The organism is Pseudomonas sp. AL03 (assembly GCF_029960815.1).
Lineage (GTDB): Bacteria > Pseudomonadota > Gammaproteobacteria > Pseudomonadales > Pseudomonadaceae > Aquipseudomonas.
Map to the genome: position 1 here is coordinate 18,609 of NZ_JASBRE010000009.1, position 24,284 is coordinate 42,892.

Below are 24,284 nucleotides of genomic sequence, written 5' to 3' on the forward strand. Positions count from 1 at the left end.
CATGTCCGCCTTCTTTGCCGAACGCGCGCTGCTGCCTAGTGGATGGGCCAACAATGTACGTCTTGAGGTCAGCGCCGGTGGCGTGTTGACCCATATCCAGGCCGATTCCCACGCAGATGGCGCCGAACGGCTTAGCGGTCCGCTGCTGCCTGGGATGCCGAATTTACACTCCCACGCCTTCCAGCGGGCCATGGCCGGGCTGGCGGAAGTGGCAGGTAATCCGAACGACAGTTTCTGGACCTGGCGCGATTTGATGTATCGCCTCGTCGGAAAAATCAGCCCGGAGCAGCTCGGCGTCATCGCTCGTCAGCTGTACATCGAAATGCTCAAGGCCGGTTACACCTCGGTCGCAGAATTTCACTACGTACACCACGACACCAACGGTCAGCCGTACGCCGACCCAGCCGAACTGGCGCTGCGCATCTGCCAGGCCGCCAGTTCAGCCGGCATCGGCCTGACCCTGCTGCCGGTGCTCTACAGCCATTCCGGGCTCGGCGGTCAGGCCCCGAACGAAGGTCAGCGCCGCTTTATCAACAGTACCGAAAACTACCTCAAGCTTCAGTCGCGCTTGCAGCCAATCCTGGCGCAACAGCCGGCGCAGTCGCTGGGTTTGTGTTTCCACTCGTTGCGTGCGGTAACACCGCAGCAAATCAGCGAAGTGCTGGCCGCCAGCGACAAGCGGTGCCCGGTGCACATTCACATCGCCGAGCAGCAGAAAGAAGTTGATGACTGCCTGGGCTGGAGCGGTCGCCGTCCGCTGCAATGGCTGTACGAAAACACCGAGGTCGATCAACGCTGGTGCCTGGTTCACGCGACCCACGCCAACCCGGAAGAAGTCACGCTGATGGCCAAGAGTCGCGCCATCGCCGGTTTGTGCCTGACGACCGAAGCCAACCTCGGCGACGGTATCTTCCCGGCGGTGGATTTCCTCGCTCAGGGCGGGCGCATGGGCATCGGTTCCGACAGCCATGTGTCATTGAGCGTGGTGGAAGAATTGCGCTGGTTGGAATATGGCCAGCGCCTGCGCGACCAACGTCGTAATCGTTTGTATGGCGCGGATCAGCCGATGGTTGGCCGCACGCTGTACGACGCAGCGCTGGATGGCGGGGCTCAGGCGTTGGGTCAGCCGATTGGCGCGCTGGAAGTTGGCAAACGTGCGGATTGGCTGGTGCTGGATGGCAACGATCCGTACCTGGCGACAGCCAGTGGCGACGGGATTCTGAATCGTTGGTTGTTTGCCGGTGGCGACCGCCAGGTGCGGGATGTGCTGGTCAACGGCCAGTGGGTTGTGCGTGATGGGCATCATGCCGGGGAAGAAGAAAGCAACCGCGCCTTCACCCAGGTCTTGCGCGATCTCCTGGGCTAATCCCTCATTGATCGTTCCCACTTCGCGCGGGAACGATCAGTAGCGGAGTAATCAGTTCGAAGTCTTGGCCATCTGCGTATCGGTCGCGCGCCAAATCAGTCGCGTGGTGTCGTAGCCCTGCTGACGTGCCTTGCTCAGCAATTCCTCACGCACAACGCCATTGACCGTCGGGGTCCGTGACAGCAGCCACAGATACTTGCGGCTCGGATCGCCAACAATGGCGGTCTTGTAGTCATCGCTGACGTACAACACCCAGTACTCGCCCTTCGCAACACCCGGTATCAGCCGCGAAAACCAGTTGTCGAACTCGACCCACAATTTGTCGGTCTTGCCCGGCACCTGTGGCCAAGCCGTGCCTTTGGCCTCTTCCCATTGCCAGTCCGCCGTCAGACAGCGGTTCAGTACCAACACGTCGCCGTCAGGCTTGAGCGTGTAATGGGCTTCGGATTGCGCGCAATTGCGCTGGAAATACATCGGCAGACGGGCCAACTCGTACCAGGTCCCTTGGTACTTCTTAAGATTGACGCTGTTGACAGTTTTCGGTGCCAACGAATCTACGCCGGAAGTGGCGCAGCCGGCCAAAACCAGGCCGGCTAAAAGGACTATCAGTAACCGTTTCATTGTTTTTCTCCCGTGGGCGCTTAGCCCCGGATTACTTCAGGCCTTGGCCGGAAAACATCAGCACTTGGTCACCGGCGTACTGCACGCTGATAAAACTGTTCTTGTCACCCCAGGTACAACTGGACATGCCGAGCGCGCCCGAGCAGTCGGTGGGTTTGCCCAGCAAGGTTTCTACCTCGGCCTTGGGCATGCCTGACGACAGCTTCGAGTAGTTTTCCTGATTGACCTTGCTGCACGCGGCCAACAACACGCAGAACGAAAGCAGGGCGATAGAACGCAGCGACATTGTGTAGCTCCTGGGGCGAAGGGGAATGGCATGACTGCCAAGCTGAAGCTTAGAAGAGAAAACCCCTGTCTGGTTCCGTGACTGGCCGGCTATTTGTGGGCCGCTCGTCTGTCTTTCGTGAAATATCAGGAACTTTCGTTGGCTGTTGAGTGTTTCGTCGGTTTTCGCAAAAGCCGCCTAATCTTTGCCGCCGCTCAGTCGACATATAAGCAGCGCAAGCCCACGACTGTGGCAAATTGACGCCCCTTTGTTGACCAGCCTCTTCGCGGTAGTTCATTTAATGACCAGAAACATGAAGTTCAGCCACAAGATCTTGTTGGCTGCTGCCCTCGTGGTGGCCGTTGCGTTCGCTTGCTTCATCCTCTTCAACGACTACCGCCAACGGCAAACCTTGCGCAGCAGTACCGAATCCTCGATGCAGGAGCTCGGCAGCCTGACCACCAGCAACATCCAGACCTGGCTGGAAAGCCGCATTCAGTTGCTGCAATCGCTGTCCCAGCAGATCTCGGTGGACGGCAGCGCTCAGGCCAACCTCAAGCGCGCCATCGACCTGCCGGCCTACACCAGTAATTTTCAGCTGAGCTACTTTGGTGGCTCCGACGGCGTGATGTTTTCGGTCCCGGCGGGCAATCGTGCGGCGGATTACGATCCCCGCGCCCGTGGCTGGTACAAGGCGGCCAACGGTGCGCAACAGACCATCGTCACCGAGCCTTACATTGCCGCGTCGTCGGGCAAACTGGTGATCACCGTCGCCACGCCGGTGAAACATCAGAATCAAATGATCGGCGTCGCCGGCGCAGACATTGACCTGTCCAGCGTCAGCGCAATCATCAACTCGCTGAACTTCGGCGGCCACGGCCATGCCTTTATCGTCAGTGCCGGCGGCAAAATCCTGATCCACCCGGACAGCAAACTGGTACTCAAGAGCCTGACCGACGCCTACCCGAACGGCGCCCCGAACGTCAGCCCGGGCTTGAAGGAAGTCGAACTCGACGGCAAGACCCAATTCATCTCCTTTACACACGTCAACGGTGTGCCCTCGGCAGGCTGGTACGTGGCGCTGGTGCTGGATCAGGACACCGCGTTCTCGATGCTCAGCGAATTCCGTACTTCGGCGATTATCGCCATGGTCATTGCCGTGGTGATCATCATCGCGCTGTTGGGCATGCTGATCAGCTTCTTGATGCAACCGTTGCTGACCATGGGCCGCGCCATGCATGACATCGCCGAAGGTGAAGGCGACCTGACCAAACGACTGACCATCCACGGCCAGGACGAATTCGGCGCGCTGGGCACCTCGTTCAACCGTTTCGTGGAGCGTATTCACACCTCGATCCGCGAGGTGTCCTCGGCCACTGGCCTGGTCAATGAAGTCGCGCTGCGTGTAGTTGCCGCGTCGAACTCGTCGATGTTCAACTCCGACCAGCAAGCCTCGCGTACCAGCAGCGTGGCCGCAGCCATCAACGAGCTCGGCGCCGCCGCCCAGGAAATCGCCCAGAACGCCGCCCTCGCCTCTCAGCATTCGAGCGATGCTCGCGCATTGGCCGAAGACGGTCAGCAAGTCGTCGATAAAACCATCGCGGCGATGCAGCAGCTCTCGGCGAAGATCAGCGATTCGTGCGGCAACATCGAAACGCTCAACAGCAACACCGTGAACATCGGGCAGATTCTGGAAGTGATCACCAGCATCTCCCAGCAGACCAATTTGCTGGCCCTCAACGCAGCCATCGAAGCGGCTCGTGCCGGTGAAGCCGGTCGTGGTTTTGCCGTAGTGGCCGACGAAGTGCGCAACCTCGCGCACCGCACCCAGGATTCGGCGCAGCAGGTGCAGAAGATGATCGAGGAACTGCAAGTCGGCGCCCGGGAAGCCGTGAGCACCATGACCGACAGCCAGCGCCAGAGCGAAAGCAGCGTCGGCATCGCCAACCAGGCGGGCGAACGTCTGGGCAGCGTGACTCAGCGGATCGGTGAGATCGACGGGATGAACCAGTCGGTGGCCACAGCAACGGAAGAGCAGACGGCGGTGGTGGAGTCGATCAACGTCGACATCACCAAGATCAACACGCTGAATCAGGAAGGTGTGGAGAACTTGCAGTCGACCTTGCGCGCATGTGCCGATCTTGAGCGGCAGGCGGCGCGGCTGAAGCAGTTGGTGGGTAGCTTCAGGATCTAACGCGTTATTGAGGGCCTCATCGCGAGCTTGCTCGTGATGACGGCCTAAGCCGCAACGAAGAGTTAGAACCGAGACCCAGGCCCGCTCAGAAACTCAATTTCCTCAGCCGTAGATTCCCTTCCCAACACCGCATTCCTATGCGGAAACCGCCCAAACCGCGCAATCACCTTTTGATGCCGCTCGGCATAATCCAGGTTATCGGCAAACACCGCTCGGTCAGCTACTGGCTGCTCGGCAACCAGCGCGATAAACCGCGAGACGGCTTCATTCTGCACCGCCAGATTCTCGCAATGCTCAAACACCAGATAGATAAATACCCGCTGTAGGGGTCGCAACTGCCGATCGAAATCCGCAGCGATGCCTTGCGCCACCAGCGCCTGAGCCCTGAGATCGCCTGCAAAAGATTTTGGAGTGTCGCGAAAGATCATTCGCGGGAGTTGATCGAGCAGTAGCACCAGAGCCAGCCAACCTTCGGGGCGTTGCGCCCAGTCGGTCAATTCGCCGGCCAGTGCCTGCTCGACCCAGTCCCCGAAACGCGTCTGCGCTTCGAGGTCCTGGCTGTCGCGCTTGCCGAACCATAACTTGCCCTTGTCAGCCGCTACTTCGTTGGGTGATTCGGAGTTTCCAAACCACCATTCGAGCAACGGCTGCCAGGGCGCGGTCATGTTTATTCCTTGTGGTAAGCCGTGACGCGTGCGACTTCTTCTTTCGAGCCGAGGAACACCGCTACGCGCTGGTGCAGGCCTTCAGGCTGAATGTCGAGAATGCGCTGGTGACCATCGGTGGACGCGCCGCCCGCTTGCTCAACCAGGAACGACATCGGGTTGGCTTCATACATCAAACGCAGCTTGCCCGGTTTCGACGGTTCGCGGCTGTCGCGTGGGTACATGAACAGACCGCCACGGGTCAGGATGCGGTGCACGTCGGCAACCATCGCGGCAACCCAGCGCATGTTGTAGTTCTTTTTCAGCGGGCCTTCGTCGCCCGCCAGCAATTCGCCGACGTAGCGTTGTACCGGCGCTTCCCAGTGACGCTGGTTGGACGCGTTGATCGCGAATTCCTGAGTGGACTCCGGGATCGTGATGTCTTCGTGAGTCAACACGAAGCTGCCCATTTCACGGTCCAGGGTAAAGCCTTTCACGCCATCGCCCAGGGTCAGCACCAGCATGGTCTGCGGGCCGTAGATGGCATAACCGGCGGCTACCTGCTCGGTGCCTGGCTGCAGGAAGGCCTTTTCGTTCAGGGCTTCGTTCTGGCTCAGGTATTCGTTCGGGCAACGCAGCACCGAGAAGATAGTACCGACCGGTGCGTTGATATCAATGTTCGACGAGCCGTCCAGTGGGTCGAATACCAGCAAGTACGCGCCTTTCGGGTATTTGCCCGGGATCTGGTAGGCATTGTCCATTTCTTCGGACGCCATGCCCGCCAGGTGACCGCCCCATTCGTTGGCTTCGAGCAGGATCTCGTTGGAGATCACGTCGAGTTTCTTCTGCACTTCGCCTTGGACGTTTTCGGTGCCCATGCTGCCCAGAACACCACCGAGGGCGCCTTTGGACACGGCGTGGCTGATTTCCTTGCAGGCGCGCGCCACCACTTCGATCAGGAAACGCAGATCGGCAGGCGTGTTGTTGCTACGGGTCTGCTCAATCAAATAGCGACTCAGGGTAACGCGGGACATGGAAGGCTCCGGTGGAATGGGGGGGCTAAAAACCCGCGCAGTTTAACGCGAGTCGGGGCGCATTTCCTCCTATCAGACGTGTTACACCCAATAGAGTTCATGCACCCGGTTGAGCGTAGTTCGAAACCGCCCGGATGTGCACCGGGCGTTGCTGCCAGTTTCAAGGCTTGACCGGCGGCTTGCGCAACAGACTGAATGCCATCCCGGCCAGAAACAAAACGCTGAGCAGCAACACCGCCCACAACCCGAACTTCTTCCAATGGGTGTCAGTCGCAGCAGCCGTTGTCACTGTCGACGCCGGCGTGACCACCGCCCCGCCCTCCACCGTAGCCTTGCCCAACGTCGCCAACTTTGCAGCGCTGTAATCCGGAATCAACGTCGACAGCGGCAGGCTCGCCGCCTTCACCGTGGCACTTCCGAGTGCGAGCGTATAAGGCCCCGCCCCGCGCGCCAGAAACACCAATTGAGTGGAGCGCACGGCGAACCGCACAGTCGGAGCCTCGGCCCCCAGACCGCCACCGCGCTCGTCCACCGTCAGCTTCAACTGCTGCACGGTTTGCCCTGACAGCTGCAATTCGTTCTGCACCACGTCCTGGCCATTCTGGGTCAGGCGATAGAGCAAACCGCTGCTCAGCGGCTGCCACGGCAGGCTGCTTTCCCGACGACCGGACAAGGTCACTGGCGCCAAACTGTTGGGCTGACTCAACTCGACCTGCAAGCGCTCGACATTCAGCCCCATGGGTAATTGCCAGGTGTATTCACCCGCCTTCACGCTGCTGCCGGCCAGCGGTTGTGACCAGACCAGCGGTAGCGGCAGGCTGCGGGTCTTGGCGCTTTGCAGTTGCGCCGAGGTCAACGTCGGGGCCGATTGCGGCGTGTTCCACAGCAAGCGCAGATAACGGGCCGATTGACCCGGCAGAGCGACGTCATGCTGCTCGACCCGTTCATCGGCAAACGTCAGGCGTGCCACCTGACCTTCGCCCCACGACTGCCAATGTTGCAAGTCGTCGCTGGCTTCGATGGAGAAACGCTGGAAGCCGTCGCGTTCGCTGGTCCAGTCGAGGATCAACTGCTGCAACGGTGCTTTAATGCTGCTGGCGTCGAGCAACCAGCCGCGCAGCATTTCTTCGCCCGCCTCCAACTGACTGGACGGCTGCACTTCGACCAGCGTGCCGTTGGCATTCGATTGCACCCGCACGCTCGGTGCGTGCTCGGTGGAATCCGCCGAGTTGTACAGCGGGAACCATTTCACGTCGGTCAGGGTGCGGTTTTCGCTGGTTTGCGCTGGCGCGCGGGCCAAGGAATAAGCCTGAGCCTCACCGGCGGCATTGAACACGCGCACATCGCTGAGATCGGTTTGCCGCGCATTCAATTGCACACTCAAGGGCAATTCGAGGCGATACCACGGGCCTTCGCCGCTCACGGACAACGGCACTTGGGTGGCGAAGTCCGCCGGTTTTTCCTGAGCACTGGCCGACAGCGCCACACCCAGCGCAACAGCGCCCAACCAACCCAAGTTCAGCTTCTGACTCAAGAGGACACTCCTTCGGTTTGCGGGGCCGGTTTTTCAGCCTCCGGCACAGACTCGGCGCGCTTGGGCGGCAACGGGGCGAAATAGCCCACGACCAACAGCAACACGCCAACGCCGATAAACGAGACGATCCGGGCGAGTCCGCCGCGGTTACTCAACTCGACAAAGAACAGTTTGGCCACCACCACACCGATCAGCCCCGCACCGATCAGCCAGACTTCGCGGCGATCACGCAGATGACCGCCGATCATCAGACTCAAGGCCATCAAGGTCCAGACGATAGACAGACCGGCCTGCACCCGCATGGATTCGAGCAACGCCTCCAGTTCGAACGGCACACCGCCCCAATGGTGGGCTGTGCGCATCACCAGCGCAGTAAAGAACACAAACAGCGAGGCGCCAGCGATCAGTTGCGTGGCGTGATCAAAGTAGTCCTTGCGAATCGCCAGTTGCGTCACGGCGCTGCGGGACCAGACATAAACCCCGAACAGCGCAAACAGCAAACCCAACTCCAGCGGATTGATCAGTGGCACGTAAGGCAACGGCTCGGCGGTGCCGTCGCTGACGACGTTCGCCAGCCAGAACCAGCCGAGCATCAGCAACGCCAGAGGCGCGGCGGCATAGACACGGTATTCGCGCGGATAAGCCGATACCGGCCATGGCCAGCCACGGGGGGCCGCCATCAGCACCAAATACAGGCTCGGCAGAATCGCCCAACCCAACCAGCGCCAGGCGTTGTACTGCTCGGACAACAGCAACAGGCCGTAACGCAGCTCCAGGGCCAGCACGCCGATCAACAGCCAGCAACCGAGCACGTGGGCGGTACTGAGGGCGCGCGCCGGCAGCATCGGCGCCAGACGTCTTAGAGAGATGAAATGCACAACGAACACGGCCGCCCATACCAGCCAACCCACATTGGCCGCCGGGTGATAACGCGAGTGCCACGCAGCAAGCAACACCAACCCGGCAGCAGGAATCAGCAAGGTGCAGAGTAAGCCCAGCGCCGACCATTTCGAACGCAACGCCAACACCGTCCACAGCGCAACGCTCAGCGCCGCAACGGCCAGCAGCAACGTCGCTTGCAGATTCAGCGGTGCAAAGCGCAGCACTTCGCTGATCCACGCCAGCGCCCACCAGCCCGCTCCCCACACCAGCAGCACTTCGGACAAACGCTGCAAGCTCAGCACATCAAACGCCGAGGCATGGTTGCCGAGCTGCAAGCGCCACGCTCCGACCATCGCGGCCAAGCCCAACACCAGCGGCGTCCAGAAGCCGCTATGGGCCAGAGGTTTCAAACCTTCGCTGGCCAGCGGCCCGAGCAGGTCCGGACCGGCGAACAGGAACGCCGCGCCGCCAATCACCTGCAACAGCAGACCGAAGACAAAACTCACGCGCTGCTTCAGGTACAGACTCAGCCAAATGATGAATAGACCACTGGCCGCCCATACCGCACTCGCCGTTTGCCATGGCAGGACGAACAGCACCGCCAGATTGATCAACACCAGACCGGCCAGCAGCACCACCGACAAGCCGCGCAGCAATCGCACGTCACTTCGGACCATCTGATCGCGAGCCGCCAACAACATGCCGGCGATCAACGCCAGGCCGATCAAGGACGCGCTGAGCAAACCGCTCCAGCCAGCGCTGAACACGGCGGCAGACTCACCGCTGGAGCCTTGCAGCCGCAGCAGGAACAACGCACCGCCGAGCAATTGCACGGCGAACGCGGTGAACAGGAAGGTGCGCGATTGCAGACGCAAGCCGACAAACAACGTCGCCAACCCCGCCAGTGCCCAACTGATCGCGGTGCCGTGGGTCAGGAAGAACAATGGCGCCAGCAGATAGAGGAAGGTCAGACCGAGGCAGGCCAATACGGGCAGCCCTTTGCGTTCCCATTCCGACGCTTGTTCGGGCAAGGCTTTGCGCAATTGATAGAAGCTGAACAACAACGCCGCGCCGAGCATCAACGCGCCCAGTGGAGCGCCGTCGAGCAAGCTGCTGTCGCCGATCCGCAATTCGCTGACAAACGCCAGGGCCGAGCCCAATTGCAGCAGCAAGGCAAAGGCTCGGGCCAGCGGTCGTTGCTGACGCAGGCCAAGCCAGAAGATTCCGGCGCCTTCGACGGCCCATGCAGCAGCGGTCCAGCGCGCATCGAGCCCCAACGGAATGGCCAGGCTGGCGAAGATCACGCCCAGCGCCAGACAGGTTTCCGCCAGCAGCAACGCTCGTCCGCCCATCAGCAACCGTGCCAGGCCCATGTAAATCATGCCCAACGCCAACGCGCTGAAGGCAGCGGCAAACTCGAGATGCTGAACCAGAGCGAACTGCAAACCGAAGCCCACCAACGGAGGACCGAACAGCATCGTGCCGTCGACGTAATCACCCTTTTGCGTCGACCAGCGCAGCAGCGCCTCTCGGCTGTCATCCTCGGGTGCATCGCTCATTTCCAGCAGCTTGCGCCGAGCGAACAGCAGGCCGATGGCCAGGTACATCAGGAAAAACACAATCAGAAACGGCTCGGTGCTCCACAACAATTCCGGCGCGTAGGAACGCAGGCCCCAGGCGAAACCGATGCCGAAGGTGCCGACGAAGCCGATCAAGTTGAGCAGCCGCCAGGCCTTGAACCAGGCGATGGCGAGGATGCCGGCGTTGAGCAAGGCAAAGTAGCTGAACAGCGCGACAGGGTTGCCAGCGCCGGTGGAGGTCAGGATCGGCGCCGCGAAACCGCCGAGTGCCGCAGCGGCGGCGAGACCCAGCGCGTCCTGGGTGATGGCAAGAATCGCCGAAAACACCGTCACCGCGACCAGCAGGCCCAACGCTGCAGTAGGATCGAGCAGCGGATGCAGGCGCATTGCGGCAAACACCGTCAGGTACAGCACCGCGATCCCGGTGCCTTGCAGCATCAACGCGTAATGGCTGTTGCGCAGTCGCAGCCACCAACCCAGGCCAAGCAAGCCCAACGCAGCCGCCGCGACACCGGCGTAACGCAACTCGATCGGCACCACCATGCCTTCGGTGGCGTAACGCAGCAGGAACGCCAGACCGAGAAACAACAGCACCACACCGACCCGCAGCACGGTGTTGCCGCCGAACAGCCAGTTGCGGGCGCCGCTGATGGCGCGCTCGATGACATTCGGACCGCGCGGGATGACGGGCTGTTGCGGCTCGCGGGCGACTGGCTCGGGTTTCCAGGGATCGTCGCGCAGTGGACGTCTGGTTTCAGCAGCGGCCGCGGTGATCGGTTCGAGTTCGGGAGGGAGTTCCCAGATCAGCTCCGGGGCCTCGGCAGGGATTTCGTCGAGAATGAATTCAAGAGGTGCGCCGGCCTCGCTGGCAACGGGTTCACTGATTTGCGGCGCTTTGACGCCTGACACCTCCAGCAATGCCAAACGCTGCTCGACCGCACTCAGCGCCACCTGCACCTGTTCAAGCAGCCGGCGCTGCTCGACAGTTTGTGAATCCAGGCGGCCAATGCGAATGGCCTGGCCAATTCCCAACCCGAGCAGCCCGCCCAGCAGCGCATCGCTGAACGACTCGTCGAGTATCCAACCCAGCACCAGCCCAATCAGCATGAACATCCATTGCATTGTCGATATCCCTAAGCGCAGTGGCCAATCCGGCGAACTGACGCTCAGTATATCGATCAGGCCCAACAAACGTCGGGCCTTGCTCGCAATTATTGCTAAAAGTTACTCCAGCGCTTTCCAGATATCCGTGGCGTACTCACGAATCGTCCGGTCGGAGGAGAACCAGCCCATCCGGGAAGTGCTCAACACCGCTGAACGCCACCATTCGTTCGAATCGTGCCAATGGGCTTCAACCCGCATCTGCGCGTCCCAGTAAGAGTCGAAATCGGCGCAGACCAGGAAGCGATCATAGTCGATCAGCGAATCGATCAATCCTGCGTAACGGGACGGATCATCCGGCGAGAACACCCCGCCGCGTATCGCTTGCAGCACGTCATTCAAACGGTGTGACGCCGCAATATCCGGCGTCGCATTGAACTCATGGTTCTGCTTTCGCGCTTCAACCTGCTGAGCGCTGAGGCCGAAGATGAACATGTGTTCGACGCCGATGCGTTCGCACATTTCGACGTTGGCGCCATCGAGGGTACCGATGGTCAGCGCGCCGTTCAGGCCGAACTTCATATTGCTGGTGCCCGAGGCCTCGAAGCCTGCGGTGGAAATCTGCTCCGACAAATCCGCTGCCGGGATGATGCTTTCCGCCAGACTGACGTTGTAGTTGGGCAAGAACACCACTTTCAGCAACCCGCGCACGGTCGGGTCGTTGTTCACCACCCGGGCGATGTCGTTGGTCAATTTGATGATCAGCTTGGCCTGGTGATAACTGGCCGCGGCCTTGCCGGCGAAGATCTTCACCCGCGGCACCCAATCGATTTCCGGCTCGGCGCGAATGGCCTGATACAGCGCGACGGTGTGCAACAGGTTGAGCAACTGACGTTTATATTCGTGGATCCGTTTGACCTGTACGTCGAACATCGCTGCCGGGTTGACCGCGACCCCCAGGCGTTCGTGAATGATGTACGCCAGGGCTTTTTTGCTGTGCAGGCGCTGCTCGGCGAACGCCTTGCGGAACGCAGGCTTCTCGGCGAACGGTTCCAGCTCGAGCAAACGCTCTTCGGCGTTGTCCAGCAGATCCGGACCGAGGGCGTCGACCATCATCGAGGTCAGCTCCGGGTTGGCCTGGTAGAGCCAGCGGCGGAAGGTGATGCCGTTGGTCTTGTTGTTGATCCGGTCCGGGTAGAGTTTGTGCAGTTCGGAAAACACCGTTTTGCGCATCAGCTGCGTATGCAGGCCGGAGACGCCGTTGACGCTGTGGGAACCGAGGAACGCCAGGTTGCCCATGCGCACGCGGCGGCCGTTGTCTTCCTCGATCAGCGACACCGCGCGCAGCACTTCAAAGTCGTGAATACCTTTGGCGCGCAGCGAATCGATGTGCTGGGCATTGATCAAATAAATGATTTGCATGTGCCGCGGCAACATCCGCTCCATCAAACCGACCGGCCAGGTTTCCAGCGCTTCCGGCAGCAGCGTGTGGTTGGTATAGGAGAGCGTGTCGACGGTGACTTGCCACGCCGCATCCCACGCGACGTCGTAAACATCGACCAACTGACGCATCAGCTCGGCCACGGCAATCGAGGGATGGGTGTCGTTGAGCTGGATCGCTGCATGATCGCCCAGGGTCAGGACCGAGGTGTGCATGTTGCGATGACGGCGCAGCAAGTCCTGCAAGGATGCGGCGACAAAGAAATACTCCTGACGCAGGCGCAGTTCCTGGCCCGCTTCGGTGCTGTCCGCCGGGTAGAGCACCCGAGAAATACTTTCGGCCCGGGCGACTTCTGCCACGGCGCCCAAGTGGTCACCGGCGTTGAAGCGTTCCAGGTGCAAATCTTCCATGGCCCGGGCGCGCCACAAGCGCAGCGTGTTGACGCTCGCCCCGCGCCAGCCGACGACCGGCGTGTCATAAGCAATCGCGCGAACGGTTTCCGCTGGCGTCCAGACTTGCCTGGACTTGCCGGTTTCGTCGGTGACCGTTTCGACACTGCCGCCGAAGCCGATCGGGTAAACGACCTCGGGCCGTTCGAACTCCCAAGGGTTGCCGAAATCCAGCCAGTGTTCGGTCTGCTCCTGCTGCCAGCCGTCGACGATGGCCTGGCGGAACAAGCCGTGTTCGTAACGAATGCCGTAACCGTGGCCGGCAATGCCAAGTGTCGACATGCTTTCCATGAAGCATGCGGCCAGACGACCGAGGCCGCCGTTGCCCAACGCTGCGTCGGGCTCCAACAGACGGATGCGTTCAAGGTCGACGCCGAGCTCTGTCAGGGCCTCGCGGGCCACATCAAGCAGGCCGAGGTTGCTCAGGCTGTCGTAGAGCAGACGGCCGATAAGAAATTCGAGGGAGAGGTAGTAAACCCGCTTTTGACCTTTGCGGTAGATCTGCCGGGTGTGGTCCATCCAGTGCTCGACCATGTGATCGCGCGCCGCCAGGGCAATGGCTTCGAACCAGTCGTGGTCGAAGGCGTGATCCGGGTCTTTGCCCACCGCGTAGGTGAGTTTGGTCAAGACGGCGTCGCGAAATGCGGCCACCTCTGCTTCGCGAACAAGTGGTTCTTGAGTCATCGATAGGACCTCGAGCGAGCGTGGAGTTGTTGAGCCTAGACGGTCTGACAGGCCGTTGGAACTCTGGTTCGGCAGTTTTTCCCGTTAGTGTGAGATAGATCGACATTACCTTGTCGCGCACCGGAAAGAATGCAGGGGCCGTGCCGGGTTACAGGTGTTACTGGGCGGTATACGAAAAAATCTGGCGAAAGGCTGTTCAAAAATTCACCAGTCCCGGTATGATCGCGCGCCCTGATGCACGCTGGTAACAACCCATGATGAAGTCCAACCTGATCGCCGCTGCGGAGATCGACCGCCTCGACACCTGGGCCAAGTACTCAGCCCCGATGTGCGGTTCGTGCGTTTCCAGCTGCTGCACCCTGCCGGTCGAGGTCAAGATCAAGGATCTGATCCGTATCGGCATCGTCGATGAATTCGAGCGCGGCGAGCCACCAAAGAACATCGCCAAGCGTCTGCAGAAGGAAGGCATCGTCGAGCGTTACAACCAGAAGTCCGAGATCTTCACCCTTCAGCGCATGAGCAACAACGATTGCCTGTACCTGGATCGTAAGAGCCGTCTGTGCACTATTTATGAAAAGCGCCCGGATACTTGCCGCAACCATCCGAAAATCGGGCCTCGGCCGGGGTATTGCGCTTACAAGCCGAAAGAAGTGGCGCGTGAGACCAGCGAGAGCCGTCGGACCCTCGAGAAGTTTTAACGTCGCCTCGATCCCCCGTAGCAGCTGTCGAGCCCCAGCGAGGCTGCGTTCGGCTGCGGAGCAGTCGCAGACCGGAAAATACGACTTATAGGATGCACCGCAGCGTTTGATTTCACGACTGCTGCGCAGCCGAACGCAGCCTCGCAGGCTCGGCAGCTGCTACAGCCAGACAAAACAAAACGCCCCCGACCTTACGATCGGGGGCGTTTTTTTAGCTGCTAACTAAGTCGAAACTCAGTTACCGGCTTTCTTGGCAGCGCGGGTACGCTCGCTTTCGCCCAGGATCTTCTTGCGAAGACGGATGGACTTAGGAGTGACTTCGCACAATTCGTCTTCTTGAACGAATTCCAGCGCCTGCTCCAGGGTGAAGCGGATAGGCGGAACCAGAGCGATGGTCTCGTCTTTACCCGAAGCACGCATGTTGTCGAGCTTCTTGCCTTTGGTTGGGTTGACGCCCAGGTCGTTGTCGCGGCTGTTGATGCCGACGATTTGACCTTCGTACACGTCTTCACCGTGACCCAGGAACAATTTGCCGCGAGCTTGCAGGGTTTCCAGCGAGTAAGTCAGCGCCTTACCGGTAGCCACCGAAACCAGCACGCCGTTCTGACGGCCGGACATGTCGCCGGACTTCATCACGTCGTAACGGTCGAAGATCGAGGTCAGGATGCCTGCACCGGAGGTCAGGGTCAGGAACTCGTTACGGAAACCGATCAAACCACGTGCCGGGATGTTGTACTCAAGGCGCACACGGCCCTTGCCATCCGGAACCATGTTGGTCAGGTCGCCTTTACGGATACCGATCTGTTCCATGATCGCGCCCTGGGATACTTCCGGCAGGTCGATGGTCACGTTTTCGTACGGTTCGTGCTTGACGCCGTCAACCATGCGGATGATCACTTCCGGACGACCAACACCCATTTCGAAGCCTTCGCGACGCATGGTTTCGATCAGTACCGAGAGGTGCAGCTCACCACGGCCGGAGACTTTGAACTTGTCGGCGGTGTCGCCTTCTTCAACGCGCAGAGCAACGTTGAACAGCAGTTCCTTGTCCAGACGCTCCTTGATGTTACGGCTGGTGACGAACTTGCCTTCTTTACCGCAGAAAGGTGAGTCGTTTACCTGGAAGGTCATGGAAACGGTGGGTTCGTCAACGGTCAGCGGCTTCATCGCTTCAACATTCAGTGGGTCGCACAGCGTGTCGGAGATGAACAACTGGTCGAAGCCGCTGATGCAGACGATGTCGCCGGCAGCTGCTTCTTCAACGTCGATACGGTGCAGACCGTGGTGACCCATCAACTTCAGGATACGACCGTTACGCTTCTTGCCGTCAATGTCGATAGCCACAACTTGAGTGTTCGGCTTGACGCGACCACGAGCGATACGGCCAACGCCGATAACACCCAGGAAGCTGTTGTAGTCCAGAGCCGAGATTTGCATCTGGAACGGGCCGTCACGGTCAACCAGTGGAGCAGGGACGTGGTCAACAATGGCCTGGTACAGCGGGGTCATGTCTTCAGCCATGTCGGTGTGTTTCAGACCGGCAATACCGTTCAGGGCCGAAGCGTAAACAACCTGGAAGTCCAGTTGTTCTTCGGTAGCACCCAGGTTGTCGAACAGGTCGAAGATCTGATCCAGAACCCAGTCCGGACGCGCGCCTGGACGGTCAACCTTGTTGATGACCACGATTGGACGCAGGCCGGCTTCGAAAGCCTTCTTGGTCACGAAACGGGTTTGCGGCATAGGGCCGTCTTGAGCGTCAACCAGCAGCAGAACGGAGTCAACCATCGACATTACGCGTTCAACTTCGCCGCCGAAGTCGGCGTGGCCCGGGGTGTCCACGATGTTGATGTGGTAGCCGTTCCAGTTGATGGCGGTGTTTTTCGCCAGAATGGTAATACCGCGCTCTTTCTCCTGGTCGTTGGAGTCCATCACGCGCTCGTCGTTGAGCTCGTTGCGCTCCAGGGTGCCGGATTGACGCAAGAGTTTATCTACCAGGGTGGTCTTACCATGGTCAACGTGAGCAATGATGGCGATGTTACGTAGATTTTCGATCACTTGTGTATCTCGATCAGAGGATTCGGTGTGCTGACAAGTCTTGGCAGCGATTAACAGTAGAGTCAGGCCTTGCCGTTACAGCTTGACGGCGGCGTCGGGGGGCCGGTGACGCAGGCCACAGGCAAACAGCCCCGGGCTCTTAGCTCGGTCGATAAACGCGCACATTGGCATGCCCCTCACTGAGCAAATGGTGGGCATGCAGGCGACTCATCACGCCTTTGTCGCAATACAGCAGGTACTGGCGAGTAGGGTCCAGTTCCTTGAAACGAGCGTTCAATGCATAAAACGGCATCGCTTGTACCTCGATGCCAGCCAAGCCCAGCGGGTCATCTTCAGCGGCATCCGGGTGACGGATGTCGATAACGATCTGACCAGCCAGCGCTTCGCTGACTTCTTCAATCTCCAAGTCCTGGCCCAATTCGTCGATCACGCGATCGATCGGCACCAGTTTGGCGTTCTCGAGCGCACGCTCAAGCACTGCCATGTCGAACTGTTGTTCTTCGTACTCCACGCGCGGACGCTTGGCGTGGGTCTTGGGGTTCACCGAGATGACCCCGCAGTATTCCGGCATGTGCTTGGCGAAGTCGGCAGTACCGATTTCGTTGGCCAGGTCGATGATGTCCTGCTTGTGACTGGCGATCAGCGGACGCAAGACCAGCTTGTCGGTCACGCAGTCGATCACGGACAGGTTCGGCAGCGTCTGGCTCGACACCTGGGAAATCGCTTCGCCGGTGACCAGCGCATCAATGTCCAGCCGATCGGCAATACGGGAAGCAGCGCGCAACATCATACGCTTCAAAACTACACCCATATGACTGTTATCGACTTTACCGAGAATTTCTCCCAGTACTTCCTCGAACGGCACACTCACAAATAACACGCGCTGGGAGCTGCCGTACTTCTTCCAGATGAAGTGCGCGACTTCCATAACGCCCAGTTCATGGGCCCGTCCGCCCAGGTTGAAGAAGCAAAAATGGCTCATCAGCCCGCGGCGCATGATCTGGTAAGCGGCGACGGTGGAATCGAAACCGCCAGACATCAGCACAAGTGTCTGTTCCAGGGCACCCAGCGGATAACCGCCGATGCTGTTGTGCTGGTCGTGGATCACAAACAACCGTTTGTCGCGAATCTCGATACGAACTTCGATTTCCGGCTCTTTCAGCGAAATTCCGGCGGCGCCGCACTGACGACGCAGTTGGCTGCCGACGTATTTCTCGACATCCATCGAGCTGAATTCGTGCTTGCCGGCACGCTTGCAGCGCACCGAAAAAATCTTCCCGGCCAACGCATCACCGAAGTGCTGCTTGCACTTGGCGACGATGTCGTCGAAGTCGCCCAGCGGGTATTCGTCGACCTGCAGGAAATGCGCGATGCCCGGCATGCAGCTCAGGCGCTCGGTCATCTCCTTCAGGGCTTTGGGCTCGCTGACGCGGGTTTCCAGCTCGAGATTGTCCCACACACCGTTCACCACCACAGCCGGGTCCAGGTCGCGGAGCACGGTACGGATGTTTTTGGCCAACTGGCGGATGAAACGCATCCGTACCGGGCGGCTCTTGATGGTGATCTCGGGGAAGACTTTTACGATTAGTTTCATGAAAACAGCGCGCGCTGGGCCAGCCGAAAAAGGGGGGCGCGGATTATAGCGGAAATTGCTCAAGGTTTAACCAGTTAATGTGCAGAAGGTTTTGCGCGCACCAAAACAGGTCATTTGTTGAGTTTAACGCTACATTACGGGGCGCGATTTCCAGTTCTACCCTGCTTTGTTCCTTTATTAAGCGTGATATTGGGGCAAAAAACCCATGGTGGGGCACTGGCATGCAATTTGCTCCCTTGTGAGGCAGGTTGCCTTGGCAGAGTATTCGCGCCGGCATCACCCACATTCCAAGGGCATCCACTACTAAGCCCGAAGCCACCCGGAGGACACTATGTCGAAGTCGGTTCAACTCATCAAAGATCATGACGTCAAATGGATTGATCTGCGCTTCACGGACACCAAAGGCACTCAGCACCACGTGACCATGCCGGCTCGCGACGCGCTGGATGACGCTTTCTTTGAAGAAGGCAAAATGTTCGACGGTTCCTCCATCGCCGGCTGGAAAGGCATCGAAGCCTCCGACATGATCCTGCTGCCGGACGACAGCACTGCCGTTCTCGACCCGTTCACCGAAGATCCAACGCTGATCATCGTTTGCGACGTAATCGAGCCTTCGACCATGCAAGGCTACGATCGCGACCCACGCGCGATCGCCAAGCGTGCCGAGGAGTACCTGAAGTCGACCGATATCGGTGACACCGTATTTGTGGGTCCAGAGCCTGAGTTCTTCATCTTCGATCAGGTGAAGTTCAAGTCCGACATTTCCGGCTCGATGTTCAAAATCTTCTCCGAACAAGGTTCGTGGATGTCCGACCAAGACATCGAAGGCGGCAACCATGGCCACCGCCCAGGCATCAAAGGTGGTTACTTCCCGGTTCCACCGTTCGACCACGACCACGAAATCCGTACCTCCATGTGCAACGCCATGGAAGAAATGGGCTTGGTCATCGAAGTTCACCACCACGAAGTGGCGACTGCCGGTCAGAACGAAATCGGTGTGAAGTTCAACACCCTGGTAGCCAAGGCTGACGAAGTTCAGACCCTGAAGTACTGCGTACACAACGTGGCTGTCGCTTATGGCCGCACCGCAACCTTCATGCCTAAGCCTCTGTACGGCGACAACGGCTCGGGTATGCACGTTCACCTGTCCATCGCCAAAGATGGCAAGAACACCTTCGCTGGCGAAGGCTATGCCGGCCTGTCCGATACCGCTCTGTTCTTCATCGGCGGCATCATCAAGCACGGTAAGGCCCTGAACGGCTTCACCAACCCGTCGACCAACTCCTACAAGCGTCTGGTCCCAGGTTTCGAAGCACCGGTAATGCTGGCCTACTCGGCTCGCAACCGTTCCGCTTCGATCCGTATTCCTTACGTGTCCAGCCCTCGCGCTCGCCGTATCGAAGCTCGCTTCCCGGATCCAGCAGCCAACCCGTACCTGGCCTTCGCTGCCCTGGTAATGGCTGGCCTGGACGGTATCCAGAACAAGATCCACCCTGGCGATGCTGCTGACAAAAACCTGTATGACCTGCCGCCTGAAGAGGCGAAAGAGATCCCACAAGTTTGCGGCAGCCTGAAAGAAGCCCTGGAAGAGCTGGACAAAGGTCGTGCGTTCCTGACCAAAGGCGGCGTTTTCAGCGACGACTTCATCGACGCTTACATCGCCCTGAAAAGCGAAGAAGAAATCAAAGTACGTACCTTCGTACACCCACTGGAATACGAGCTGTACTACAGCTGCTAATCCGGTAGCGTCGGCTCCACGCGGCGTGACAAAAAGAGGCCTCCTTCGGGAGGCCTTTTTTGTGGGCGCTCGTTCCCACGCTCTGCGTTGGAACAATCATAACGCGGCTGTTTATGTGAGCGGATGTTGGGTAGGTTGGGCTAACCGGCACCACTCGCCTATGCTGCAATCCAACGCGTTCGTTTCTGGTCGATTTTATGGGTCGTGGTTTTCTATTCATCTTGCTGGTGATCGCCCTGCCCGCTGCAGCGCAGATCTATAAGTACACCGACGCCGACGGCAACACCGCCTACAGCAATCAACCGCCCGACGGTGTTAAAGCTCAACCGGTCGAATTGCCTCCGCTCAACAGTGTGGAAAGCCAGCCGCCGGGCGCACCTGCACCGCCTGTCGAAGCCAACGGCCGTGAGCAACCACGCAATGCCTACGAGGTACTGGAACTGACCGACCTGCCCACCGAGGAGGCGTTACGCGCCAACAACGGCACTTTCACCGTCAGCGTATTGATCAAGCCACGCCTGCAAGGCCCGCATCTGTTGAGGTTGTTGCTGGATGATCAGCCCTACGGCCAACCGAGCAACGTTCCGATCCTGCAACTGGTGAACGTCGATCGCGGCGAACACAGCCTCGCTGTGCAGGTGATCGATGGGAAAAACCTGGTGCAGCAGAGTCCCGCCGTGACGTTTACCGTACAACGGGTGCATAAGCCATGAGGGTGTGGCTGCTGATCGCCTGCTTGATCGCCCTGCCGGTGACGGCCGAGGTTTTCACCTACGTCGACGCTCAGGGCAATCGGGTCTACACCGACCAGCCAAGGTCCGGCAACGCCAAGCGCGTGCCGCTGGCGACGAGCAATCGCATGTCCGCCAACCCAACCGGTGCTGCGCCGATGACAGCCCCGAAGAAAACCGAAGCCAAACCGCTTTTCCGCTACGACATGCTCCGCGTACTGGTGCCGGAACCAGACGCCACAGTGCGCGCTGGCGAGATTATCGTCAGCGTCACCAGCGAACCCGGCCTGCAACGGGGCCATCGCTACCGATTGCTCCTCGACGGCCAACCCACCGCAGAGCCCGGCCCAAGCCCGGTATTCGCCTTGAGCAACATCGATCGCGGCAGCCATAACCTCTCTGTGGAAATCCTCGACGAGCAGGACCACATCGTTGAGCGCACAGCCAACCAGCCGTTCCACATGCTGCGCATCTCCCTGGCGCAGAAGCGCCAGGTCAAACCCTGCGCGCTCCCCGATTACGGCCAACGGCCAGAATGTCCGCTCAAAGACAAACCCATCGAGCCGAAAAATTCCTTCCTGCGTTTCTTCTAACGCCGTTCAGCTTTGCGCACTATATTGGTGCGATAGGCTGCACCATACCCACATCTCAACCCATTTTGGTTCGAAAGTACCCGCCAAAGCCGGAAGAACGCCACGTAAACGAGCGTCAAACGCCCGTTTCAGGCCTTAAACGCTTCTTTTCGGAGCCTTGGTTTGGTTTTTGCATTTTCCTTGCATCGGCGCGTTATTCACGCGCATGCCCTGCTCCAAAGAGGTCCGAATGACCATCAGTGACGCACTGCATCGTCTGCTACTCGACAACCTGACCACCGCCACCATTCTGCTCGACGCCGAACTGCGCCTCGAGTACATGAACCCGGCAGCGGAGATGCTCCTGGCCATCAGCGGTCAGCGTAGCCATGGGCAGTTCATCAGTGAGTTGTTCACCGAATCCACCGAGGCGCTGAACTCCCTGCGCCAGGCGGTCGAGCAGGCGCACCCGTTCACCAAGCGCGAAGCGATGCTCACCGCCCTTACCGGCCAGACCCTGACTGTCGACTACGCGGTTACGCCGATACTCGCCAACGGCGCCACCATGCTGCTGCTGGAAGTCCACCCTCGCGACCGCTTGCTGCGCATCACCAAGGAAGAAGCGCAGCTGTCGAAGCAGGAAACCAGCAAGATGCTGGTGCGTGGCCTCGCTCACGAAATCAAGAACCCTCTCGGCGGGATACGCGGCGCGGCCCAATTGCTCGCTCGCGAACTGCCGGAAGAAAGCCTGCGCGACTACACCAACGTAATCATTGAAGAGGCCGACCGCCTGCGCAATCTGGTCGATCGCATGCTCGGTTCCAACAAACTGCCATCGCTGGCGATGTGCAACGTCCACGAAGTGCTCGAACGCGTCTGTCATCTGGTGGAAGCCGAAAGTCAGGGCTGCATCACGTTGGTGCGCGACTACGACCCCAGCATTCCGGACGTGTTGATCGACCGCGAACAAATGATTCAGGCCGTTCTGAACATTGTGCGCAATGCGATGCAGGCCATCAGCAGCCAGAACGAGCTGCGCCTTGGCCGCATCAGCCTGCGTACCCGCGCCATGCGCCAGTTCACCATTGGCCACGTGCGTCATCGCCTGGTGACCAAGATCGAAATCATCGACAACGGCCCGGGCATTCCCGCGGAGTTGCAGGAAACCATCTTCTTTCCCATGGTCAGCGGCCGCCCGGACGGTACCGGGCTGGGCCTGGCCATAACCCAGAACATCATCAGCCAGCACCAGGGTCTGATCGAATGTGACAGCCATCCAGGCCACACCACCTTCTCGATCTTTCTGCCACTGGAACAAGGAGCCACATCGACATGAGCCGTAGTGAAACCGTGTGGATCGTCGATGACGACCGTTCTATCCGTTGGGTCCTGGAAAAAGCCTTGCAGCAAGAAGGCATGACCACACAAAGCTTCGACAGCGCCGATGGCGTGATGAGCCGCCTGGCGCGCCAGCAGCCGGACGTGATCATCTCCGACATCCGCATGCCGGGCGCCAGCGGTCTGGACCTTCTGGCGCGGATTCGCGAACAACACCCACGACTGCCGGTCATCATCATGACCGCTCACTCCGATCTGGACAGCGCTGTCGCGTCCTATCAGGGCGGCGCGTTTGAATACCTGCCCAAGCCGTTCGATGTCGACGAAGCGGTGTCCCTGGTCAAGCGCGCCAACCAGCACGCCCAGGAACAGCAAGGCCTGGAAGTCCCGGTCGCCTTGACCCGCACCCCGGAAATCATCGGCGAAGCGCCAGCGATGCAGGAAGTGTTTCGCGCCATCGGGCGCTTGAGCCACTCCAACATCACCGTGCTGATCAACGGCGAATCCGGGACCGGTAAAGAGCTCGTGGCCCACGCCCTGCACCGTCACAGCCCGCGCGCGGCTTCGCCGTTCATTGCGCTGAACATGGCGGCGATCCCGAAGGACCTGATGGAATCCGAGCTGTTCGGTCATGAGAAAGGCGCGTTCACCGGCGCGGCCAACCTGCGTCGCGGGCGTTTTGAACAGGCTGACGGCGGCACGCTGTTCCTCGATGAAATCGGCGACATGCCAGCAGACACCCAAACTCGTTTGCTGCGGGTATTGGCCGACGGCGAGTTCTACCGCGTCGGCGGCCATGTGCCGGTGAAGGTCGATGTGCGAATCATCGCCGCGACTCACCAGAATCTGGAAACCCTGGTGCACGCCGGGAAATTCCGTGAGGACTTGTTCCACCGCCTCAACGTCATCCGCATCCATATTCCACGGCTGTCGGACCGTCGCGAAGACATCCCGACCCTGGCCAAGCACTTCCTCAGCCGCGCCGCGCAAGAACTGGCGGTGGAACCGAAGCTGCTGAAAAGCGAAGCCGAGGAATACCTGAAAAACCTGCCGTGGGGCGGCAACGTGCGTCAGCTGGAGAACACCTGCCGCTGGATCACGGTGATGGCTTCGGGTCGCGAAGTGCACATCAGCGACCTGCCGCCAGAGTTGCTGAACCTGCCGCAGGATTCAGCGCCGGTGACCAATTGGGAGCAAGCGCTGCGTCAGTGGGCTGATCAGGCGCTGGCCCGTGGCCAGTCGAACCTGCTCGACAGCGCCGTGCCGGCCTTCGAGCGGATCATGATCGAGACCGCCCTCAAACACACCGCCGGCCGCCGCCGCGATGCCGCCGTTTTGCTGGGCTGGGGGCGTAATACCCTGACGCGCAAGATCAAGGAATTGGGGATGAAGGTTGATGGTGGGGATGAAGATGAGGGGGATGAGGGTTAACTTTTAACCCGATCGTTCCCACGCTCTGCGTGGGAATGCAGCCCGGGACGCTCCGCGTCCCTGCCGAAGCGGACGCAGAGCGTCCATTGAGGCATTCCCACGCGGGAGCGTGGGAACGATCATCGCCCTGCGTGCACCGCCTGAATGCACCGTGAACCGCAATCGCGCACGCCAACTAATCCGAAATCCAGCCTGCGCTCACAATCGAACCCCTATCGAAAAAACACGAAAGCCCCGAATCACGGGGCTTTCAGCGTTTCAAAGCGGCTTTCTGTTTCAGTTTGTTAAAACCTGGCACGCCCCCTGCAATGGTCCATTCAGTGATTCGATTC

17 protein-coding genes are annotated in these 24,284 nt (G+C 59.8%); 8 read left to right on the forward strand and 9 right to left on the reverse strand.

Going from position 1 to position 24,284, the window contains the following annotated elements; translation table 11 throughout:
• Position 1: 1 nt before the first annotated feature.
• The gene (locus QK293_RS11015) at positions 2-1,366 is read left to right on the forward strand and encodes a formimidoylglutamate deiminase (RefSeq protein WP_282377311.1); all 1,365 of its coding nucleotides are present in this window, start codon (positions 2-4) and stop codon (positions 1,364-1,366) included.
• A 51-nt stretch (positions 1,367-1,417) separates the two neighbouring features.
• On the opposite strand, the gene QK293_RS11020 is transcribed toward QK293_RS11015, so the two are convergent.
• On the reverse strand, positions 1,418-1,987 hold the full coding sequence (locus tag QK293_RS11020) for a lipocalin family protein (RefSeq protein ID WP_282377312.1): 570 nt from the start codon (positions 1,985-1,987) through the stop codon (positions 1,418-1,420).
• Positions 1,988-2,018: 31 nt separating this feature from the next.
• Entirely contained in the window at positions 2,019-2,273 is a 255-nt protein-coding gene (locus QK293_RS11025) for a hypothetical protein (RefSeq protein WP_131061244.1), read from the reverse strand.
• 280 nt (positions 2,274-2,553) lie between these two features.
• On the opposite strand from QK293_RS11025, the gene QK293_RS11030 reads away from it, so the two are divergent.
• On the forward strand, positions 2,554-4,446 hold the full coding sequence (locus QK293_RS11030; protein ID WP_282377313.1) for a methyl-accepting chemotaxis protein: 1,893 nt from the start codon (positions 2,554-2,556) through the stop codon (positions 4,444-4,446).
• A 62-nt stretch (positions 4,447-4,508) separates the two neighbouring features.
• Here QK293_RS11030 and QK293_RS11035 read toward each other — a convergent pair whose 3' ends face one another.
• From QK293_RS11035 to QK293_RS11055, 5 genes are all read right to left on the reverse strand, one after another.
• Positions 4,509-5,111 (reverse strand): DUF924 family protein, encoded by a 603-nt coding sequence (locus tag QK293_RS11035; RefSeq protein WP_282377314.1) that lies wholly within the window; start codon positions 5,109-5,111, stop codon positions 4,509-4,511.
• A gap of 2 nt (positions 5,112-5,113) precedes the next feature.
• Positions 5,114-6,124, reverse strand: coding sequence for a class 1 fructose-bisphosphatase (locus QK293_RS11040; RefSeq protein WP_282377315.1), 1,011 nt, complete (start codon positions 6,122-6,124; stop codon positions 5,114-5,116).
• A 160-nt stretch (positions 6,125-6,284) separates the two neighbouring features.
• Entirely contained in the window at positions 6,285-7,658 is a 1,374-nt protein-coding gene (locus tag QK293_RS11045; protein WP_282377317.1) for a DUF3999 domain-containing protein, read from the reverse strand.
• Entirely contained in the window at positions 7,655-11,242 is a 3,588-nt protein-coding gene (locus tag QK293_RS11050; protein WP_282377319.1) for a DUF2339 domain-containing protein, read from the reverse strand. Before QK293_RS11050 ends, QK293_RS11045 begins: the two co-directional genes overlap by 4 nt.
• A 102-nt stretch (positions 11,243-11,344) precedes the next feature.
• Entirely contained in the window at positions 11,345-13,795 is a 2,451-nt protein-coding gene (locus tag QK293_RS11055) for a glycogen/starch/alpha-glucan phosphorylase (RefSeq protein WP_282377321.1), read from the reverse strand.
• Between the two features lie 254 nt (positions 13,796-14,049).
• On the opposite strand from QK293_RS11055, the gene QK293_RS11060 reads away from it, so the two are divergent.
• The gene (locus QK293_RS11060) at positions 14,050-14,493 is read left to right on the forward strand and encodes a YkgJ family cysteine cluster protein (RefSeq protein WP_008149447.1); all 444 of its coding nucleotides are present in this window, start codon (positions 14,050-14,052) and stop codon (positions 14,491-14,493) included.
• Between the two features lie 234 nt (positions 14,494-14,727).
• On the opposite strand, the gene typA is transcribed toward QK293_RS11060, so the two are convergent.
• On the reverse strand, positions 14,728-16,548 hold the full coding sequence (gene typA / locus QK293_RS11065) for a translational GTPase TypA (RefSeq protein WP_282377322.1): 1,821 nt from the start codon (positions 16,546-16,548) through the stop codon (positions 14,728-14,730).
• Between the two features lie 139 nt (positions 16,549-16,687).
• Positions 16,688-18,142, reverse strand: coding sequence for a tRNA uracil 4-sulfurtransferase ThiI (gene thiI, locus QK293_RS11070; RefSeq protein WP_282377323.1), 1,455 nt, complete (start codon positions 18,140-18,142; stop codon positions 16,688-16,690).
• A gap of 331 nt (positions 18,143-18,473) precedes the next feature.
• Between thiI and glnA the strand changes: the two genes are divergently transcribed.
• The 5 genes from glnA (at position 18,474) to ntrC (ending at position 23,952) form a co-directional block, all read left to right on the forward strand.
• Positions 18,474-19,880 carry a type I glutamate--ammonia ligase gene (gene glnA, locus QK293_RS11075; protein WP_282377324.1) on the forward strand — a complete coding sequence of 469 codons (1,407 nt, stop codon included), beginning with the start codon at positions 18,474-18,476 and terminating at the stop codon, positions 19,878-19,880.
• A gap of 197 nt (positions 19,881-20,077) precedes the next feature.
• Entirely contained in the window at positions 20,078-20,593 is a 516-nt protein-coding gene (locus QK293_RS11080; RefSeq protein ID WP_282377325.1) for a DUF4124 domain-containing protein, read from the forward strand.
• Positions 20,590-21,204, forward strand: a complete 615-nt coding sequence (locus tag QK293_RS11085; protein WP_282377326.1) for a DUF4124 domain-containing protein — start codon at positions 20,590-20,592, stop codon at positions 21,202-21,204. Before QK293_RS11080 ends, QK293_RS11085 begins: the two co-directional genes overlap by 4 nt.
• A 229-nt stretch (positions 21,205-21,433) precedes the next feature.
• Positions 21,434-22,519: a nitrogen regulation protein NR(II) gene (gene glnL, locus QK293_RS11090; RefSeq protein WP_008024908.1), complete on the forward strand. Its 1,086-nt coding sequence runs from the start codon at positions 21,434-21,436 to the stop codon at positions 22,517-22,519.
• The gene (gene ntrC / locus QK293_RS11095) at positions 22,516-23,952 is read left to right on the forward strand and encodes a nitrogen regulation protein NR(I) (RefSeq protein ID WP_282377328.1); all 1,437 of its coding nucleotides are present in this window, start codon (positions 22,516-22,518) and stop codon (positions 23,950-23,952) included. Before glnL ends, ntrC begins: the two co-directional genes overlap by 4 nt.
• Positions 23,953-24,284 lie beyond the last annotated feature (332 nt).

What these genes read in the sequence shown, in the direction of transcription:
- ntrC (WP_282377328.1), top strand. Translation starts at nt 22,516, where the DNA reads ATGAGCCGTAGTGAAACCGTGTGGATCGTCGATGACGACCGTTCTATC.
- QK293_RS11035 (WP_282377314.1), bottom strand. Translation starts at nt 5,111, where the DNA reads ATGACCGCGCCCTGGCAGCCGTTGCTCGAATGGTGGTTTGGAAACTCC.
- QK293_RS11080 (WP_282377325.1), top strand. Translation starts at nt 20,078, where the DNA reads ATGGGTCGTGGTTTTCTATTCATCTTGCTGGTGATCGCCCTGCCCGCT.
- QK293_RS11055 (WP_282377321.1), bottom strand. Translation starts at nt 13,795, where the DNA reads ATGACTCAAGAACCACTTGTTCGCGAAGCAGAGGTGGCCGCATTTCGC.
- QK293_RS11040 (WP_282377315.1), bottom strand. Translation starts at nt 6,124, where the DNA reads ATGTCCCGCGTTACCCTGAGTCGCTATTTGATTGAGCAGACCCGTAGC.
- QK293_RS11015 (WP_282377311.1), top strand. Translation starts at nt 2, where the DNA reads ATGTCCGCCTTCTTTGCCGAACGCGCGCTGCTGCCTAGTGGATGGGCC.
- QK293_RS11060 (WP_008149447.1), top strand. Translation starts at nt 14,050, where the DNA reads ATGATGAAGTCCAACCTGATCGCCGCTGCGGAGATCGACCGCCTCGAC.
- QK293_RS11030 (WP_282377313.1), top strand. Translation starts at nt 2,554, where the DNA reads ATGACCAGAAACATGAAGTTCAGCCACAAGATCTTGTTGGCTGCTGCC.
- thiI (WP_282377323.1), bottom strand. Translation starts at nt 18,142, where the DNA reads ATGAAACTAATCGTAAAAGTCTTCCCCGAGATCACCATCAAGAGCCGC.
- glnL (WP_008024908.1), top strand. Translation starts at nt 21,434, where the DNA reads ATGACCATCAGTGACGCACTGCATCGTCTGCTACTCGACAACCTGACC.
- QK293_RS11020 (WP_282377312.1), bottom strand. Translation starts at nt 1,987, where the DNA reads ATGAAACGGTTACTGATAGTCCTTTTAGCCGGCCTGGTTTTGGCCGGC.
- glnA (WP_282377324.1), top strand. Translation starts at nt 18,474, where the DNA reads ATGTCGAAGTCGGTTCAACTCATCAAAGATCATGACGTCAAATGGATT.
- QK293_RS11050 (WP_282377319.1), bottom strand. Translation starts at nt 11,242, where the DNA reads ATGCAATGGATGTTCATGCTGATTGGGCTGGTGCTGGGTTGGATACTC.
- QK293_RS11085 (WP_282377326.1), top strand. Translation starts at nt 20,590, where the DNA reads ATGAGGGTGTGGCTGCTGATCGCCTGCTTGATCGCCCTGCCGGTGACG.
- QK293_RS11025 (WP_131061244.1), bottom strand. Translation starts at nt 2,273, where the DNA reads ATGTCGCTGCGTTCTATCGCCCTGCTTTCGTTCTGCGTGTTGTTGGCC.